This is a genomic window from Methanobrevibacter sp., assembly GCF_045120835.1.
In the GTDB taxonomy this organism is placed as follows: Archaea; Methanobacteriota; Methanobacteria; order Methanobacteriales; family Methanobacteriaceae; genus Methanocatella.
This window is the reverse complement of sequence record NZ_JBGVFE010000013.1, coordinates 1-17,546: the sequence shown is the minus strand read 5'-3', so window position 1 is coordinate 17,546 and position 17,546 is coordinate 1. Positions and strand designations below refer to the sequence as shown.

Sequence of the window (17,546 nt, the reverse complement as noted above, 5' to 3'; positions counted from 1 at the left end):
TTTATTCTCCTCCTTTCTGCATTTTCATTGGTACTAAAGCAGCAGGTAATGTGTAACTGTAGAAAGTACCTACAATATCATCTAATTGATCAGCAACAGTTTCTGGATCAACGGTTTTATCTTCTTGTACACCGTAGTCAGATGCAATCGCACTGATCATTTTTGCTCCTTGATCTAATACTTTAGCAGTAGGACCATAACATCCTCTACATTGGATACCAATGGAAGGACATTCTGCACCACATAATGATACGGTAGCAGGACCCATACATACTAAACCTTGACTGATTAAACATAAGTCAGGTTCAGGAGCACCAATTTCAAATTGTCTTTTAATGAAGTCCATAGCTAAACCAGCAGGTGGTTTTTCTCTAGGACATACTTCACAAAGGTTAGTTGAAGGTAATTCGATTGTTTCTCCTCTTAATAATGTTAAAATAGCTTCAGCTACAACATCAGAACGAGGTGGACAACCTGGAATCATTAAATCAATATCCATAGCTGCACTGATAGGTCTTACTCTGCTTTCGAGATGAGGAACATCTTCGTGAGGAATAATTCCTTCAGGGTTTACAGTAGATACAGAATTAATGTATGCTTCTTCTTCTAATTCTTCAACAGTCCATAAGTTACCGAGACCTGGAATACCTCCGTAACATGAACAAGTACCGTAAGAAATAACCATGTTAGCTTTTTCATTTAACATTTCAGCTAATTCTCTGTTTTCTTCGTTTCTTACTCCACCTTCTACGATAATAATATCTAACTCTGGTACTTCATCATATTTAGTATCCATGAGCACAGGGGAAAATTCGAAATCCGCAAATTCCATAACATCAATTAAGGATTCGTGGAAATCCGCAATGGATAAGTGGCAACCGGAACATCCGCCAAACCACATAGTTCCTATTTTAACTTTATCTGCCATATTCATTCCTCCAATCTAGTTTTCAGCATCTAATTGTTGTTTCAATGGAGCTGGACCTAAATCTTTGATTCTGTTAACCATCATTTTAACAGATTCAGAGAATTTTTCACCTTCGGATGCGGAAATCCAGTCGTGGTGTACTCTTTCTTTTCCAATTCCCATATCTTCAACTAATCTATAGATTAATCTCATTCTACGATCTAATTTGTAGTTACCTGCATCATAGTGGCAGTCACCCATGTGACATCCAGCTACAAATACACCGTCAGCACCTTCTTTAAATGCTTTTAAAACAAATTGTGGGTCAATTCTTCCAGAACACATTACACGAATAACTCTAATATTCGGTGGGTATTGCATACGTGCAGTACCAGCTGTGTCTGCTCCTCCATAGGAACACCAGTTGCAACAAAACATTACAATTTTTACATCATCAGCCATAGAGTTTCTCCTCCTCTATAAATATTTTTTACGTTTTAGAAAAACTTTCGTCTTTCAAAAACCCAATTTTAAAGTTTTTTAAAAAATTTTAAAATTTTATTTTAAGGAAATACTGTTTAGGTACACCTTAAAATCACAATTTTACGTACGTAATGAGCTAGCTCAGCATTACATTATGTACTGATTAATATATTTCATTAATAATTAATATAAAGGTTACTTAGAAAATAAAGTCAAAAAGTTTATATACTATGAAACTAAATTTTTGAAAAAAAGAAAATAAAGATAAAAAAAGTAAAAAGAGATGAAATTACATTCCATCTACACTCATATCAATCATTTTTTGAGTCTGCTCAGCCAATTCATCAGGAAGGCCTGTTATATCCATGTTTAAAAATCCTCTAACAATCATGGATTCGGCTTCCTCCTCGGCAATTCCACGGGAAGTCAGGTAATTGATTTCCTCTTCAGAGATTTTACCGACAGCAGCTTCGTGAGACATTTCCAAATTAGCAGAACTGGCCTCCAATTCAGGAACAGCATAAATAAAACTATTATCATCCAAAACTAATCCGTGACATTCCAAGTGTCCTTTGACGCCAGGCACGGTACCTGCAAGATGTCCTCTGGAGTAGATTTGTGATTCATCCTGTGAAACCGCCCTTGAGATAACTTCACCACGAGCTCCTTCAGCATTCAGAAGAACACGGGATCCCACATCAATTATTGAATCCTTTTTACCTCCCTGAATACTTTGGAAAATAGCTCTTGAGTTAACTCCATCACAGTAAGCGGTAGGATAAGACTGCAGTGTACTGACAGGACTTGTTAAAATGTAATTATTAATATAAGTTGAATTGTCTCCCAATTTTACACCGGTTCTAGGACGGACTTCAACCTGTTCTGCCCAATTGTGAACCATAGTGAAAGTGATTTTGGAACCCGGTTTCAGATACATTTCAGAAACGCCCACATGCATTGCAGAAGATATGTCATCTCCGGTTGCACAACCGGTAATCAAATGCAATTCGGAGTTTTCCTCAGCGATGATTACATTATGAGCAGTCTGCATGATATCCTCATCACTAATAAACATGCATGCCTGAACAGGCATTACTTCACAGGTTCCCGGAAGGGACCTTACAAAGTAACCGCTTTTAATGCCATCTTCCTTCTCACGTAACGCTGTTTTAGCAGTGTATTTATCTGCATCGGGTTTAACAACATTCCAAATGTAATCTTCAAGCCAGCTGTATTTTTCAAGTGCAATGCCAATGTTCATCACTTCAATTGAATCGGACATTGAATTGTTTGTAAAAATATTACTCTGATCAACCTGCAAGAATGAGCCAGACCTGTTTTTCTCATCGGTATCCACACCGACTTTCAGCAAATCATTTTTGGTCTGTTTGTTTAAGTCATCCAAATCATCAATTAAATCCAAGGCATTGACTGCTTCATCGGTGAAGTTTTCGATAGTTACATCAGCACCTATTGCAGCTTTTTTATCTTTTGCTCTTTCAGCATCCTCATAAACATTGCGCACACTCAACACATCCATTAAAGCCGTTTTTTCTAATATCTTCAAGAATTTCAGTAGGGTTTCCAGAACAAGAAATTACCCCATTCATCAAAACATGTGCCTTGTCGGCACTGACAAAGTTTAAAATATATCCCAAATGAGTAATCAAAAGTCCGCTTCTTTTTCTTGCGCCTTGTGGCTTGTCTTTATCAAGCAAGGTTCCTATTTCAGAAGCAAGCAACTCTACATTTTCAATATCCACACCAGAATCCGGTTCATCAAACATTGTGAAATCCGGCATTTGAGCAAGTAACTGTAAAATTTCAGAACGTTTTACCTCTCCTCCGGAAAATCCATAGTTAACATCCCTGTCTAAAAACTCATCACTGAACTTAAGTTGCTTAGCCAGATCTTGCATCCTTGGATTTAAATCTTCATTTACATCTTGATTAGAAATAATCTTTATCAAATCTCTAACGGACACTCCTCTAATTGATGGAGGAGATTGGAAACTTACGCCAATACCTAACTTAACCCTTTCAGCAGTAGTCAAATTAGTAATGTCCTGACCTTTAAATTTAATAGAACCTTCTACTATTTCATATTGTGGAAAACCTAAAATAGTTAAAAATAAAGTACTTTTACCAGCACCATTAGGTCCTAAAAGAACATGAGTTTCTCCTTCAGCTATTGAAAGATTGATGTCCTTTAAAACTCTTTTACCGGCCACTTCAACAGCCAAATTTTCTATTTCAAGCAACATACAATCACCTTTTAAAATAAATATGAATTTGTTATATACTATAATAGTATAATTTCCAAAATATAAATAGTTAAGTAATACAGTTAAAAAAAATTATAAAAAAAGAGTAATAACTGAAATTATTCAGTTACAATAATAAATTCGCCGACTTTTTCAACTTTAGCAAAAGGAACTAACAACAAGTCTCCGTTTCTTTTAGCGCCTTTAACATGAATATTGCGGTCACTTTCTATCCTAATAGCAATATCAACGATTTTACCGGTTTTTTCATTGATAATTAATTCGTCCAATACACCAAGAATACGTGCATTGTTGGTAGCTACTTGATAGTTTTTAATTTCACTCCATAATTTTTCTTCTCTTTTAGGAATTTGTTTATTTTCCATTTAATCACCTGATAAAAATAATTTTACTTATATAATTATTAAACTTCATTATATTTAAATATAATATTCGTGATACAATTTTTCTGCAATTTCACTATCTGGAATTGTATTAATATTTAAGGCCAATTCCACTTTTTTAAGCACCAGCTGAGTTTCATCCTGTATGATGTTTTCGCTCCTTAAAATATTCAATCCCGATGGAACGCAACCGTTGAAATCATATGAGTAATCCAATCCCAATTCCTTGAAAATCTCAACCGGAACAATAACAGACAATGCATCCTTATCGGTTTTAGAATAATAATCTAAAACATAATCAATGGTTTCAGCGGATATGAATGGCAAGTCTGCATTAATAAAGAGCAGCGTATCTTCTTTGGACATTTTTTCGAAATAATCCAAAATGTAAGACAAGTCCTTGAGATAATCTTTTCCGGAAGTATCCAAGATAATAAAATCCTCATCAAGGGACTTCAGATATTTTGTAGTTTCGCAAGTGTTCGGACTGACTGCAATAACGATTTTGTCGATTGATTTGGAAGAATTTAAATTGTCAAGTACATATTTAATCAATGGTTTGTCATGTAATTTGAAGAGAGGTTTTTCTTCGGGAACCTTGAGTCTAGTTCCCATACCTCCAGCCATCAAAATTGCATAAATCATGATAAACCAACAAGGATTATGCGAACTTGCCGCCCATCATTTTCATACGGTCTTTGAGAATGCATCGTCCACCCTGTTTACCCCCAATAGGCACTTTAGGTGTTCCCATTGAATTCATACAACGGGCCATAATAGCAGATCCTAATGCTAGACCGTCTTCAACAAAAACGATATTTTCAAATTTGTCCTGAACAGCCTCTAAAATTAAGTCAGGTTTGCGGCCTGTAATACCCGCCCTTCCGGTAATACCTAATGCAGAACCCGGAATAATGACATTTTCCTTAAATGCCACGTCAAGAACACGAGTAACAATATTGGTACTTACATAATCCAATGTTGAAAGCAAGGTTGCAAGGCCATGATCATCATAGAACTGTGCACCCAGTTCCATCAATTCAGGAAGTTTATCCCCATTGAATCCAACATCACAACCAATCAGAGTAGTGCCTGCATTTTCAGCGGCTTCAGGATTTACCGGTACGGTACCGAATCTGTCAACATCCATCGGCACTTTAGTGATATTAATCAGTTTGTGAGCTTCAAGGGCATTTGCTTGAGCCTGATCATGGTTAGCCTTTTTCATTGCCTTTTCAGAATACAAGTCTAAAGCAGCACCATTTTTCTTATCAATTTTTCCAGAACCCCTAGCCAAAGAGTCACTTACAACACCTGCAAGACCCAGGAAGTTACCAACAGTATTTGCATAAGGTTCATTGTCATTAACTATACGGCCTGCCAAAGTGGAACCGAAATCCAGGGACACACAAGGGTTTCTATAGTCAACATCAGTCCATTTAGCACCCAATTTGATTCCGGCAGTAACAAGTTCCCCTTCCATTTCATTTGCAACTGTTTCTTTTCCTTCAGGAGGAACTACACTCACAACAGCCCCATCAAACATGATATTCTCCAGAAGTGAATGTTTTTGCAATCTTTCAGGAAGTTGAGAAATGCTCATTGCAGGAGACATTTTACGTGGAGGAATATCCGCTTCAAGACATCCGTCCGCCAATGCAATAATCAATTGTCCTGCCTCTTCAGCAGTTGCAAAACCTGCAGTTACTCCAGTTGACCTTACAACAAAATCCAAATCCTCATCCTTATCAACTTGACATTTCTTAAGAGACTGCAACACAGTATCTCTAATTAATTCAGTAACAGCTTCCTTAGAAAGTTCAATACCCCAAACAGTCTTACCAAAAACCTCTTCATTAGGTTTAGGAGGGCGGATATCCCTAGTCATTTTAACTGTTTTATTTAATAAATAAGATTCACTGGTGTTTAGATTAGTGGCCATCACAATAGATTTTGTAGTGGTGTTACCTAATTCAACGGAAGCAGTTACATAAAAAGTATCAGGCTTTTTAACAGCCCCCGGACTTGCGGGACCTGCCCTTTGAGCTCTTAAAGAAGCCAGATTACCTTCTTTTGAATGAGCAATAATAGGCTTAGGACCTCTATTAAATAGTTTACTTAAAAAAGACATTATTTTAACCTCTCCAAATTAAAGTTAATTAATAATCTCTTTTTATAATAATATAAATTTTATTAAAAATTTTTAAAAAATAATTGAAAAAAAGTAAATAAAAAAAATGATTAGATGAAATGAATCATCTAATCGGGACCCTTTATATCTATAATAAGTTGTTAATAGGGTGGTCTTCTACAGGTTCGGTACCGATATCTTTTGCTGCTTCAGCAATCATAATATCAGCCATACCACAAGCAGGGAATGCGAGTCTTGCGTTTTCGATTGGTCCGAAAAGTACGAAGTCTCCACCAGCCATTTGTTGTACGATGTTAGAACCTATATCACAAACAGGCCATGCTTCTTTGTGTTCTTTTTTGTATCCTCTTAACCAGTCCCATGCAGATGGAACATTGTGAATACCGGAGCCTACTGGGTATCCCCATTTAGCTTTTACTGCGTAAGATGTTCTTACAGCAGGTCCTGCACCTTGACCTAATGGAGTTACTGCTACGTCCATCCAAGGTTTGGTGATTCCACATTCGTCAGCCATTTCGAGAATACCTTGATCAATTACGTCTCCACCAGTTTCCCAGATTTCGATTTTTCCTTCTACACCAGCTTTCATTGGGTTGAAACCTAATAAAATGGATGCATCGATGTCTGAGTTTTTAACTGCTTCGATTTCACCAGGTTCTGCTGCCATACTTATGGAGTTGTAAACAGCCCTTTCACATAATCCAACATCTTGAACGTATTCTACACCTGCAATTTTAGCTGCAGCTGCGGTTGAATCGATAAGGAAAGGTTTGTCACAGACGTCTCCTACAAATTCTAAGTATTTTACCATAGCTTCTGGAGTAGCACCGAAAGTTTGTACAACACAAGGGTTTCCGGTTACATCAGACATTTCTTCCATTGTTTTAATTCTTTCTTCAGCAGCATCTTTATCAAAGATACCTTCTTTTTCATCACTAATAATATTGTGTCCGCCGTAAAAGATAGTTCCTGCTAAAACGGTAGGGTATTCACCAGGTTGCCCACCCATTTTTACTCCAGCAATATCAACGACGATTTGTTCTTTATCAAATCTTAACATAAATATAAACCCCCTATAATAAGGCAGATAACATTGAAGCTACACCGAATTTTATAGCCACAATTAAAATAATTAATCCAATTATAATACCGTATAAGATACCAACATCTCTACCAGTTTGTTGGCCTAAACGTTGGTAATATTCCCCAACAGTGAAATCAACTTTTTCTTCTGCATCATCTAATTTTTCGATAATTTGGTTGAACTCATCTGAGGAAACCATGACTTGAGGTACTGAATTATCTTCTTCACTCATAATAACACCCCTAGAATCCTAGTAATTTTGCAATTAAAGGAATAATCACGATTAAAAGTATTGCAATACAAGCACCGTATGCAAAGCCTTTAAATCTGGTTGCAAGTAAACCTGCAAACAATTTACCTTCTCTTGCAAGGAGTTTTGAACTGTATTCAGCATCATCTGCTGCAGTTTTCATTCCATTAATATTTGGTTTGTTTGAAATTTGTACCATATTCGTCTCCTCCTTAAATCAAGAATAATACTCCGATTATTAAAGTAAAAGCTAATCCAATCATTATACCTTGAACTTTACCAGAATAATTTCCAGCCATGTTTCTTTGAACAGCTCCAACCATATCGATTTTAGTGTTTATATCCCTAATTCTTGCTTCGATAAGACCAGTTTCAGCAGAAACAACTCTGATTGCTTCTCCTTCATCTTCTTCTCCACCATCGTCATCTACAGAAATGACCATAGCTTCTTCTTCAAAAGCACCTGGATCTTTTTCTACGCATTCATTGATTTTTGATTGAATTGCCCCAATATCTTCTGTGTCGATTAAATCAACAATTTCTAATTGTTGCTGGAATCTTTCAACACCTTCAAGAGGAACATTTTCTACGAATGGAATAGCTCCAGTTGCGCCAATAATTTTCTTTTTGTCAGGGTCAGCACCATTTTCGTGTAAAGCTTTAAAACTTTGACCAGTAATGTGACCTTGCACTTCAGCACCAGCTAATATTAAGAAACGAATATTAGGGTTAGAAATAATATTTGCAACTACTTTTTCTATTCCTAAGTTTTCTGTTTTACATGGACCTGCAATAGCTGCACCAGAAAGTTCAGCTTCAATGTGAGAAGCTAAAGTTGTTACTGCAACAGGGCTTTCTGGATCACCGACAATGTAATCCCCACTGATAACCGGCCAGCCGTCTGCAGGAGCTTTTTTATCAGCCATCTATAAAACCCCCATCAATTGTAATATTGGCAATGCAGCAAATATGATGAATGTAGCTAATAAGAAACCATATACCATATTAGTTAATAACCCTGCAGTAACATAAGAACCTTCCCTTCCAGGGAAAGATCCGACAGGACTTGTATATGGGTCTAATGAAGCCATTAATTCATCAGCAGCCAATTCCACTTTTGCTACTTGTTCATTTACATCATCCATAGAAAGGAGAACAATTCCTGAACCTAAAGATGATCCGATAATCCCAGTTACTGGGTCATATGCGAAATTCATTTCAGGTACAATTTGTACCATAGGTAACATTTGAGCCATATTTAATTCCTCCTAATCTATTGATCCACTTTAGGCCATAATCCAGCCCATTTGGTTGAAGCAGCATCATTACATGAAGCAAGTACGAATGCTCTGAATGAAATAATCCAACCAATTAAACCTACTATGAATACAATGAACCAACCTAATCCACCTGAAGCAACAGACATGAGACCAACAAGTGTCATAGATAAGAATGCAGTAGAACATGCACATTTTAAGGTTCTTAATTGATCTTCGTTAGGTCCTAAACATGCGTTGAATGGGTGTTGGATAGCCATAGTACACAAGATAAATAATACTGCAATGAAACCAGTTGCAACAACATTTTCATAAATAGCAGCCATATCATAAGTACCTGCAATAGCAACTGAAAATGCGAGAATTGATAAGGTTGCAGCACCAGCAATTTCAATAGTACATTGAAGCATAATAGGTATTTTCATTCCTACAATTTTAGTAGCAACAATTGCAATGATTGCACCGATGATTACAGCAATGACAAAAGCTGCAACTGGTCCAACAATAGCCATTTTTAAGATAGTTGCTAAACTAATACCTGCTAAAGCAGAGATTACACCAACGGATAAAGACATGTATCCGATAGATGGTACACCAGTACCTAAACCGTAACTTGCTACTCTACGAATAGCATCGGCACCCCATACGATAGCACAAACAGCACCAAGACCTGCAATAACAGATCCCATATCTCCTAAGAAACCAGTGAGATAAATAGCAATTAATGCGCCAACAATACCTACAGCGAGTAACATTGTTGAGCTTACTGCACCTGCAGCTGCACCATCAGCACTTCCACCAGCAGACATTTTAAATACCTCCAGTTAAAATAATACAAAAGATTCCGACAACGATAGATGCGATAGCACAAGCAATAGCTCCAGTACCAATTCTTTTGAATTTTGGATCGTGCATACCTTCGATGGTACCACCAATGTTATATGAAGCAATTACTGAGTTAATAAAGAACACACCTACACCTAAAATAGCAGCTAAACCAATACTTACAGCAGGGTCAGTTACAAAAGAACTGTCTTGTACAGCATTGTAAATTCCGAAGTAGACTAATCCACCACCGAAACCACCAAGAAGACCTCCGATAAGACCACTTACAAATGAAGTTAAAGGTACACCGTGACCTTCGGTACCAGGAGTTTTGTAAGCTTCTTGGTTACGTTTGGTAATCCAGTCTACAGGTACTTTTGATGCTGCTGGTACAATACCTACACCGAAGATGTAGATTAAGTTTGCAATGAGCATAGTAATACCCATCATGATCATAGCACCAATTGCACCACCTATACCAACTATATAGAATGGTTCACCTGTCATAGTTGCCGCAGTAATAAGTCCTGTTAAACCTGCACCAGCAGCTAACATAGCAGTACCGGTACCTACACCAGTAGCGGTTGCCATAGCCGCAGGAGCTCCTCCTACAGGAATAAAGTGCACACCTGCACCAATCATAATACCGCCTATTGCGATGAATAAAATTAATGTAATTGGATCCATAATGAAACCTCCTTATTCGTCACCAGCTTCTTCAGCTTCTTCAGCAGCTTCAACAGGAGCTTTTTCAGCTTCTTCAATAATTTCTTCAGCAGGAGCTGCTTCTAAAGCGCCTTCATCATAAGGTCCATATTTGTTTCTAGCGAATACTTCTAATCTATCATCCATAACGATTAATAAAATGATGATTATAATACCAACGATAATACCGCCGTATGTTCCGAATACGACAGTGTTCCAGAAACTAAAGAACACAACAAGACCGAAACAGAAACCTGTTAAAGGTCCACCGAATTTAGCACAGAAGTTTACAACATCCATTGAGTTTTTAGCACCTAAAGGAGCTTTAGTAACAATATCCCCTTGAATAGCTACAGGAGTTCCTCCACCAAATTCGAATTTTTGATACTCACTTTCTGCACCATAGTGAACGTCCCCAGTTGAAGAACCGATAGCTCCTAAAGCAATACCCCAAAGCATTGCTAAGAGTGGTAATGGGAATACGTGTAATGGATCACTTGTTCCTAATGGAATGGTCATCAAGTAAGAAATTCCGACTATACAAAAACTAGTTATAAATCCGTGACCAACGATAGGTCCTAAAGATTGTGTTAATACATCCATAAATAATGGTTGTTCAAATTGGGATTGTCCGACAATCCTTCCCATGTGGGATGTAACAGTATAAATAGCGTGAACAAAAGCAGCGACACAAGCACCCATTGCAATAGCTACGATAGGCATCATGCCTAAAGACATAACTAAGTATGCAATAGCACCAGCAACACCACACCAAACACCATAAGCGACTGGTTCACCAGAAGCCGCCTTGTTTATCATACGGTGCAAATGTCCCATCTGTGGAGCAAGTTGAACTTGGGAGTTAGGGTTACTTTGAGAACCGATATCAGATTCTAAGTCCTCTGCAGCCCCTCCGATAGTAGCAACTGCACCCATTAATGCAACTACACCTAATGTTACAGGGTCCATAATTTTTTTCCTCCATATTATTTTATTAAATTGATCATTTAATAAACGTGAATAATTTATGATTTTTGTTCCTTACAAAAAATCAATTATGATTGAATTATGCCTAATAATTCTTCTGTAATATATAATATTTTATGACTTTAAATATAAATGTTTTGGATTTTTTCAAGTAAACTTGAATTTATAAAATGGATAGATAGGTGACGAATCACCTATCTACGTGTTTATCTATCTATTTTGCTGGAGTAATAGCAGTTCTTTCACCAGCAGGTTCGAATTCTCTTAATGCACCTTTAGCAAATTCTTCACGTACTTTACCGAAGTCAAAGACTAAGTTTTTGTCAGCAAATGCGATTTTTACTAATGGGTTGAAAGCCCAAGCGTCTCCACGAGCGGAGTGAGGTGCTTGTGCGATACCAGCGTATTCACCTTGGTGACCTACGTTCATTGCGTAGTTAGGATAGTTTGGTCCTCTCATTTCGAGTGGTAATCCTTCATCGTTTCTGATGGAGAATACGTTAGCTGCACCACATTGATCTTGTAAATCGAAACCGTAGAATCCTAATCTGGAATGTTGTTCTTTGTGTAAGTACATAGCTAAGTACCATGCGCTTAAACCAGTTTGAGCATTACCAGTAGCAAATGCTGTGGAAGCACCTGCAGCTGCGGAAACAACGGAAGCTCTTTGAGATCCACCGAAGTGAGTTTCGAGTAATGCTGGGTATTCTTCGTATTGTTCTAATGCGTAGAATGCTACTTCAGTACCTACATCAAGAACTGTGTCCATGTTGTTAGGTGCTGAGCATAAGTCACCGTATTTGTCTTCGACGTAGTCTTTACCGTAGTAGGTGAAGTCGTCTAATACGTTATCGGTGTATGCTGCGGTAGCATATTGGGTGAATCCTACACCACCAGACATGTAAGAACCTAACCAGATTTGGTCGTATAAAGCAGCACCTAAAGCTACTACTTCTAAGGTTGATCTTACAGGGTCGTCAGGATACATTCTGGAACCTTGACAGATATCTGCCATGAATCCGAATGGAACTCCACCAAGTTCGTTTTCTGCTCTTGCTCTTCTTACAGGTAAGTAAGTACCCATGTGAATAACTTCTGCGTGTTTGGATGCGTATGCGAAGTCACCAGTAGCTCCTTCACCAGCACATTGGTTGTATGCAGAAATCATTGACATACCAATTTGCATAGCAGACCATCTGGAGGTGTTACCACCGTCACAGACTCTTCCTACAATGGATGGAATTCTTACAGCTTGCCAAACAGCTCCGCCAACTTCAGCTTTTAAAGCTTCAGCTTGTTCTTCAGGGAACTCTTTGTTGATGTCTAAAACAAATGCGGAGTCAATTTCGTCAGCTAAATCGTCATCACCAGTGAAAACTTTTACGTAGGAATCTTGTACGATTAATGGGTCAGTTTCTACCATGTGTTCTTGAACTACTGCTGCACCAGGCATAGCGTGGTTTACAGTTTCTAAGTAGTGAGTAATTGTTTCAGGAGTTACTTCAATACCTAACCTTTTTTCAAGAACGTTGTGAGCAGTGTTTAATCCTACAATTACAGTTCTTCTAATGTCGTCCCATGCTTGTTGGATAGCTGCGTTGTTAACGTAGTGTAAATCGTCACCTTCTACGAAAGTATCAGTAGTAGATAATTGGTAGGACATTAAAGCCCTTTGACCTAAAGGAGTACCAATGTCTGGGTTGTACATTGGGATTCCTCTTTTTTCAGCGATTTCTTTACCTTCGTTTACAAATGCAGTTTTCTTTTCTGACTGAGTCCAACCACCCATGTTATAGAATTGGGTCCTTTTTTCTGTTGGGTCTTCAGTAAATTTCTTTTTCATTGCATCTAAGAATTTTTTATCAGCCATATTATCTACCATCCTGCTTCTGGATTGAATGCACCAAAGGATCTGGTAACGTGTATTCTTTGACAGACTTTTACAGCGTCTACGTCGTCTTTGTATGCTTCACCATCTATTCTGTAAATAGTGGTTTTTCCTCTTAAGGTTTCTTCGTCTAATGGTTCACCTAAGACTACAGGTTCGTCTAATTCCCTACCAACTTGGTCTTTAACCATTTCGACATTACCGGTATCTTTGTTGAATACTTGTCTTCTGAGCATATCAAACATTAAACCGTTTTCATCTAATCTTAAGGAGTGACCGTGTACACCTGCACCTCTAATACCGGTTCTTGCGGTATCGAAGTATTCGGTTTCTAAGAGATATTTTGAGATTCTTTCGATGTCTCTTTCTCTTGCTTCGATAACTTGTCTTCCGGATAATGTACCGGTATCGATTCCTCTAAATCTGCATAAGTAAGATCTAGCTCTTAAGAAAGGTTGAGCTGGAGCAAAGTACATGGAGTCTACGAATTGAATGTATCTGATCCTGTCTCCTGCTTTTGCACCTTCAATAGGTGCTACTAATTCTCTTACACTGTCATCTGGCTCGTCCATTTCATCTAATGGTGGGTGAACTGATTTGTATTCTTCACCTGGAGCTTTGTGACCTAATATTTTTACTACGTCTTCATCAGCGATTTCTCTTAACTTTTCTAACTCATATTCAGGGTTAGTGAAGTTTCTTCTGTTTTGAGCAACCTGAGAAGTACCTGGATAAATTTGTACCATAATTATGCATCTCCTAATGCTAATTTAACTTTTCTAATAATTTCATCTAATTTTTCCTGTGAAATTGTTTCACCACGGATAACCCCTGTAACAATATCATCGATAGTGCCTGCAGTTTTAATATTACTATCATCTGGCATGACTTTGGAAGTTTTAATACCAATTTTGGCAAAATCTTCACAGTCAACTGGTGACTCACAGATAATAATACAGTGTTTATTGACGTTCCTAAGTATTAACCTTGCTTTGTAAGTAATATGATTTGCAACTCCACCAAGGTGGACTACAAGTAATTTGAATTTTTGCATCTGTTCAACCTCTTTATCAGTAAGTCCGAACAGAGTTCCACCTGCTGCCGGAGCATCATGAGGAACACCAGCACCAGCATTTAAAACCATAGTACTTGTTAAAACATTAGCTTCACGTAAACCAAATGTAATTTCGCAAACTGGCTTGGTAATGTGTCTACGTCCTGGAGACATAGCTACTGCACATACATCTGTACCGCATTCGGCAAAAGTCCCTCTTTGAGCCAGGCTTCCACCTCTACCCATTCCACTTGCTTCCCTACAATCTACTACGTGAGTACAACGTCCTATCATATTAATCTAGTTATCCTTTTTAATTATATTCACATGGTCGTCGAATGTTGAATATTGATCTGTCATTCCGACTAATTCATCAGGAATTTCTTTATCTCCATATTTAATCCTATCAGTAACAGTTTTTTGCTTTCTGATGTAATTTGATCTGTCCTGATTAATATCAAAGCCAAATGGTATATGTTTTTCACATATTTCTCTGACATCATCAATAGTGGATTCCATGGTAATTTCCAAGAAAATTCTGGCAGTTTTAACTTGTAAAACAACATCTTCCCCATTTATAGTAATAACTCTACGTTCCCTATATTTTGGAGGCAGAGTTGCTTCGCCTTTAGGAAATCTTGGACCGTGGATAACAGTTCTTCTTACATCTTCAAGTGATTCCAAGTCATTTAATAACTTTTCAGTAGTGTCACTTCCAAGAACTCTGTAAGGAAATATCTCAATATCCATTATATGACCTTCAAATTAGATTTGATTAAATTAATTAGATGTCACCTTTAATTTCTTCAGCTGCAGCTGCAACTGCTTTAATAGGTTCTCTGAATTCGTCAATTTGGCTGTATACTTCTTTAATTAAACCAGAAGTTGCTTCTGGTGAAAAGAGTTGTGTTCCTGCATCTAAGGACATAGCAGCAGCTACACAAGGGATACAGAATCCTTTACTGTGTCTGGTTACAACGTGGTTACCGTTGAAGAGACCAGGACCTCCACCACCGTAAATGGAGTGACTGAAGAAGGAGAATCCTACAGCTACACCTTCAGCTCTACCATAGTCGAGACCAGGTAAACCGGTAGCGAATTCAAGGTTGTCGTTGAAGTATAATAAAGTAGATGGAATACCTTGAGCAGCACGAGCTGCACCAACGTTAACCATAGTTGCTGCAACAGCACCAGCAGCAGCATATGCATTCCATTTAGCTGCGTCATCGGTGTCGTAAATTGCGAAATCGGTTAATTGTTCTTGAGGAGCAATAATACCATCTGCTTCTGCACGAGCAATAGTTGCTTGTACGATACTACCAACAGTACCTTCAGTTGCGTTGTCTTTTACTAAGTCATATACTAAGTTATCAGCGTTTAAACCTTGGTAAGCTAAACCTAATAAGTGTAATCTTTCGAATGAACCTAATGCGTCAGCCATTTCAAACATTGCAGTTTGTTCAAAGATAGCAGCTAATGCAGTAGCTTCAAAAGTGTTTTTCAATGTAGCAGCAGCGAAGTCGTTTGCTTTTACATTTCTTAAACCGTAACCTGCACCTTCGAGTTTTTGTGGAATGTCTAACATGGTTGCGATGTTGGATCCTTTGTAGTCTACAGATTGTGGGTATCTACCTAATACTGCAGCTTTTACGAAGTTTGCATCGTAAATGTCTACACCACAAACATCAATTACAGATTGTACTAATGCGGAAGCACTGGATAATGGAGCTGTTGAGTATTCAGCAGCAACATCAATTCTTTTAGTTGGTACTTGTACTAATAACCTTTTTCCTCCGGAAATAGGTGTTACAACAGTATCATCGTCTGCAGAAATTTGGATAATTTCTTTCATTTTGTCTGCGATTGCTTCTGCGTTATCTACAATAGCGAGATCTAATTCTCTACCTAAGATTCTAGATTTGTCTCCACCAACAGATGCTGTTTTTACAGATTTTTCGAGTCCTTCTAAGTTTACTGCAACAGTTCTTTTAACACCTTTTACGATGCTTTGAATTGCAGGGTTTCTTAATGGACTGATAGCTTCGATTGGTACGTCAGATGCAATTTCATTGCCTCTATCATCGAATAAATCGATTTTATCATCAAACTTTGCCATTTTTTCCCTCCTAAATAAATAGAGTTTAACTAATATACCACTCTCAATGGTAAAATTTTTTACCAAATTGAGTTTTTAGCTACAAAGCAAGTTTTTGCAATAGCCAGCCATATGGTATACAAATTTTATTTTATAAAAGATATAATATAAAGATTACCTATAAGATATTTTAGAAAAGTTTATAAAGTATAATAAAAGATTTTTTCTTTAAGATAAAATTGCTCAAAAGTAATACTTTTTATTTTTAATTTAAACTAATATTTTCCAAAGAAAAATAAAATAAATATATAATAATTAAAATAAATCGAATTTATAAATCTTTTATATATTTTACCATGTTTAAATACATATCTATTAAAATAAAGTAAAATGCTAAATTATTACTTTCAAGCATCATAGTAATAAATAATACTAAAAGTAATACAAAAATTTGGCTGAAAAAAATCATGAATTTATAAATAAAATGAAATAAAAAATAAAATATTATGCAACTTGTAGCGGATGTTGGAGGAATACCCGGAAGGGATTGCAACGGGTTTTGCAAATACTGTTACTTTAGAAAGGTAAAAGAAGTGAAAACCTTTGGCTGTGCGCACTGCCTTCCCAATAAAATTGGCTGTGAAAGATGCAGCAAGGGCGTTGCTGAATCTCAAGGCGATTTTAAGTCCCCTTTTCAAGTAATGAACGAAGTACAAAACGCATTGATGATGAATATGGGGAGGGGAGAAATCAGCGCCTACATTAGTGGAGGCGGAGATATAAGCTGTTATCCTCATCTTGAAGAGTTGACTGCCAGTTTGAATCAATTTTCAATTCCTTCAGTACTAGGATATACATGCGGCAAAGGCATAACCGATTCGCAGATGGCTACAAGACTAATCAATAATGGCGTCAATGAAGTGTCATTCACTATCTTTTCATCAGACCCCAAACTTAGAAAAGAATGGGTGAAAGATCCGAATCCTGCAGAAGCCCTTAAGGCATGCCAGATATTTTGTGAAAACATTGATTTGACAGGCGCTGCAGTAATAATACCTGGAGTGAATGACGGAGATGTTTTAAGGCAAACCTGCAATTCCCTGGAAGAATGGGGAGCAAAAGGAATGCTTTTAATGAGATTTGCAAATACCTTCAACGAGGGGCTGATTTT

21 protein-coding genes are annotated in these 17,546 nt (G+C 37.3%); 1 reads left to right on the top strand and 20 read right to left on the bottom strand.

The window, feature by feature from the left end; all coding sequences use genetic code 11:
* Nucleotide 1 precedes the first annotated feature (1 nt).
* From ACJMLO_RS01605 to mcrB, 20 genes are all read right to left on the bottom strand, one after another.
* Nucleotides 2-928, bottom strand: a complete 927-nt coding sequence (locus tag ACJMLO_RS01605; RefSeq protein ID WP_405293264.1) for a F420-nonreducing hydrogenase — start codon at nt 926-928, stop codon at nt 2-4.
* A gap of 15 nt (nt 929-943) precedes the next feature.
* Nucleotides 944-1,369 carry a hydrogenase iron-sulfur subunit gene (locus ACJMLO_RS01600; protein ID WP_405293262.1) on the bottom strand — a complete coding sequence of 142 codons (426 nt, stop codon included), beginning with the start codon at nt 1,367-1,369 and terminating at the stop codon, nt 944-946.
* Between the two features lie 310 nt (nt 1,370-1,679).
* Nucleotides 1,680-2,930: a SufB/SufD family protein gene (locus tag ACJMLO_RS01595; RefSeq protein ID WP_405293261.1), complete on the bottom strand. Its 1,251-nt coding sequence runs from the start codon at nt 2,928-2,930 to the stop codon at nt 1,680-1,682.
* Nucleotides 2,899-3,654, bottom strand: a complete 756-nt coding sequence (locus ACJMLO_RS01590) for an ABC transporter ATP-binding protein (RefSeq protein ID WP_405293259.1) — start codon at nt 3,652-3,654, stop codon at nt 2,899-2,901. The genes ACJMLO_RS01595 and ACJMLO_RS01590 overlap by 32 nt, the downstream gene beginning before the upstream one ends.
* 119 nt (nt 3,655-3,773) lie before the next feature.
* Nucleotides 3,774-4,040, bottom strand: coding sequence for a PRC-barrel domain-containing protein (locus ACJMLO_RS01585; RefSeq protein ID WP_405293257.1), 267 nt, complete (start codon nt 4,038-4,040; stop codon nt 3,774-3,776).
* A 54-nt stretch (nt 4,041-4,094) separates the two neighbouring features.
* Complete coding sequence (locus ACJMLO_RS01580) at nt 4,095-4,703, bottom strand: NTP transferase domain-containing protein (protein ID WP_405293255.1); 609 nt, start codon at nt 4,701-4,703, stop codon at nt 4,095-4,097.
* A 16-nt stretch (nt 4,704-4,719) separates the two neighbouring features.
* Nucleotides 4,720-6,189: a methanogenesis marker 14 protein gene (locus ACJMLO_RS01575; RefSeq protein WP_405293253.1), complete on the bottom strand. Its 1,470-nt coding sequence runs from the start codon at nt 6,187-6,189 to the stop codon at nt 4,720-4,722.
* Between the two features lie 148 nt (nt 6,190-6,337).
* The gene (mtrH, locus tag ACJMLO_RS01570) at nt 6,338-7,270 is read right to left on the bottom strand and encodes a tetrahydromethanopterin S-methyltransferase subunit H (RefSeq protein ID WP_405293251.1); all 933 of its coding nucleotides are present in this window, start codon (nt 7,268-7,270) and stop codon (nt 6,338-6,340) included.
* Between the two features lie 13 nt (nt 7,271-7,283).
* Nucleotides 7,284-7,526: a tetrahydromethanopterin S-methyltransferase subunit MtrG gene (gene mtrG, locus ACJMLO_RS01565; RefSeq protein WP_405293249.1), complete on the bottom strand. Its 243-nt coding sequence runs from the start codon at nt 7,524-7,526 to the stop codon at nt 7,284-7,286.
* A 10-nt stretch (nt 7,527-7,536) separates the two neighbouring features.
* Nucleotides 7,537-7,743: a tetrahydromethanopterin S-methyltransferase subunit F gene (locus tag ACJMLO_RS01560; protein WP_405293247.1), complete on the bottom strand. Its 207-nt coding sequence runs from the start codon at nt 7,741-7,743 to the stop codon at nt 7,537-7,539.
* A 13-nt stretch (nt 7,744-7,756) separates the two neighbouring features.
* The gene (gene mtrA / locus ACJMLO_RS01555; RefSeq protein WP_405293245.1) at nt 7,757-8,470 is read right to left on the bottom strand and encodes a tetrahydromethanopterin S-methyltransferase subunit A; all 714 of its coding nucleotides are present in this window, start codon (nt 8,468-8,470) and stop codon (nt 7,757-7,759) included.
* A complete protein-coding gene (locus ACJMLO_RS01550) occupies nt 8,471-8,800 on the bottom strand; it encodes a tetrahydromethanopterin S-methyltransferase subunit B (RefSeq protein ID WP_405293243.1) in 330 nt (109 codons plus the stop codon).
* A gap of 17 nt (nt 8,801-8,817) precedes the next feature.
* On the bottom strand, nt 8,818-9,630 hold the full coding sequence (gene mtrC / locus ACJMLO_RS01545) for a tetrahydromethanopterin S-methyltransferase subunit MtrC (protein ID WP_405293241.1): 813 nt from the start codon (nt 9,628-9,630) through the stop codon (nt 8,818-8,820).
* Nucleotide 9,631: 1 nt separating this feature from the next.
* Nucleotides 9,632-10,333: a tetrahydromethanopterin S-methyltransferase subunit D gene (gene mtrD / locus ACJMLO_RS01540; protein ID WP_405293239.1), complete on the bottom strand. Its 702-nt coding sequence runs from the start codon at nt 10,331-10,333 to the stop codon at nt 9,632-9,634.
* A 12-nt stretch (nt 10,334-10,345) separates the two neighbouring features.
* On the bottom strand, nt 10,346-11,320 hold the full coding sequence (gene mtrE / locus ACJMLO_RS01535; RefSeq protein ID WP_405293237.1) for a tetrahydromethanopterin S-methyltransferase subunit E: 975 nt from the start codon (nt 11,318-11,320) through the stop codon (nt 10,346-10,348).
* A 232-nt stretch (nt 11,321-11,552) separates the two neighbouring features.
* Entirely contained in the window at nt 11,553-13,208 is a 1,656-nt protein-coding gene (gene mcrA / locus ACJMLO_RS01530) for a coenzyme-B sulfoethylthiotransferase subunit alpha (RefSeq protein WP_405293235.1), read from the bottom strand.
* Between the two features lie 5 nt (nt 13,209-13,213).
* Entirely contained in the window at nt 13,214-13,972 is a 759-nt protein-coding gene (gene mcrG / locus ACJMLO_RS01525) for a coenzyme-B sulfoethylthiotransferase subunit gamma (protein WP_405293233.1), read from the bottom strand.
* Nucleotides 13,973-13,974: 2 nt separating this feature from the next.
* Complete coding sequence (mcrC, locus tag ACJMLO_RS01520) at nt 13,975-14,574, bottom strand: methyl-coenzyme M reductase I operon protein C (protein ID WP_405293231.1); 600 nt, start codon at nt 14,572-14,574, stop codon at nt 13,975-13,977.
* Between the two features lie 6 nt (nt 14,575-14,580).
* On the bottom strand, nt 14,581-15,030 hold the full coding sequence (gene mcrD, locus ACJMLO_RS01515; protein ID WP_405293229.1) for a methyl-coenzyme M reductase operon protein D: 450 nt from the start codon (nt 15,028-15,030) through the stop codon (nt 14,581-14,583).
* Nucleotides 15,031-15,064: 34 nt separating this feature from the next.
* Nucleotides 15,065-16,396 (bottom strand): coenzyme-B sulfoethylthiotransferase subunit beta, encoded by a 1,332-nt coding sequence (gene mcrB / locus ACJMLO_RS01510; RefSeq protein WP_405293227.1) that lies wholly within the window; start codon nt 16,394-16,396, stop codon nt 15,065-15,067.
* Nucleotides 16,397-16,881: 485 nt separating this feature from the next.
* Here mcrB and ACJMLO_RS01505 point away from each other — a divergent pair.
* Nucleotides 16,882-17,546, top strand: a 665-nt coding sequence (locus ACJMLO_RS01505) for a radical SAM protein (protein WP_405293225.1), incomplete at its 3' end; no start/stop codon positions are given.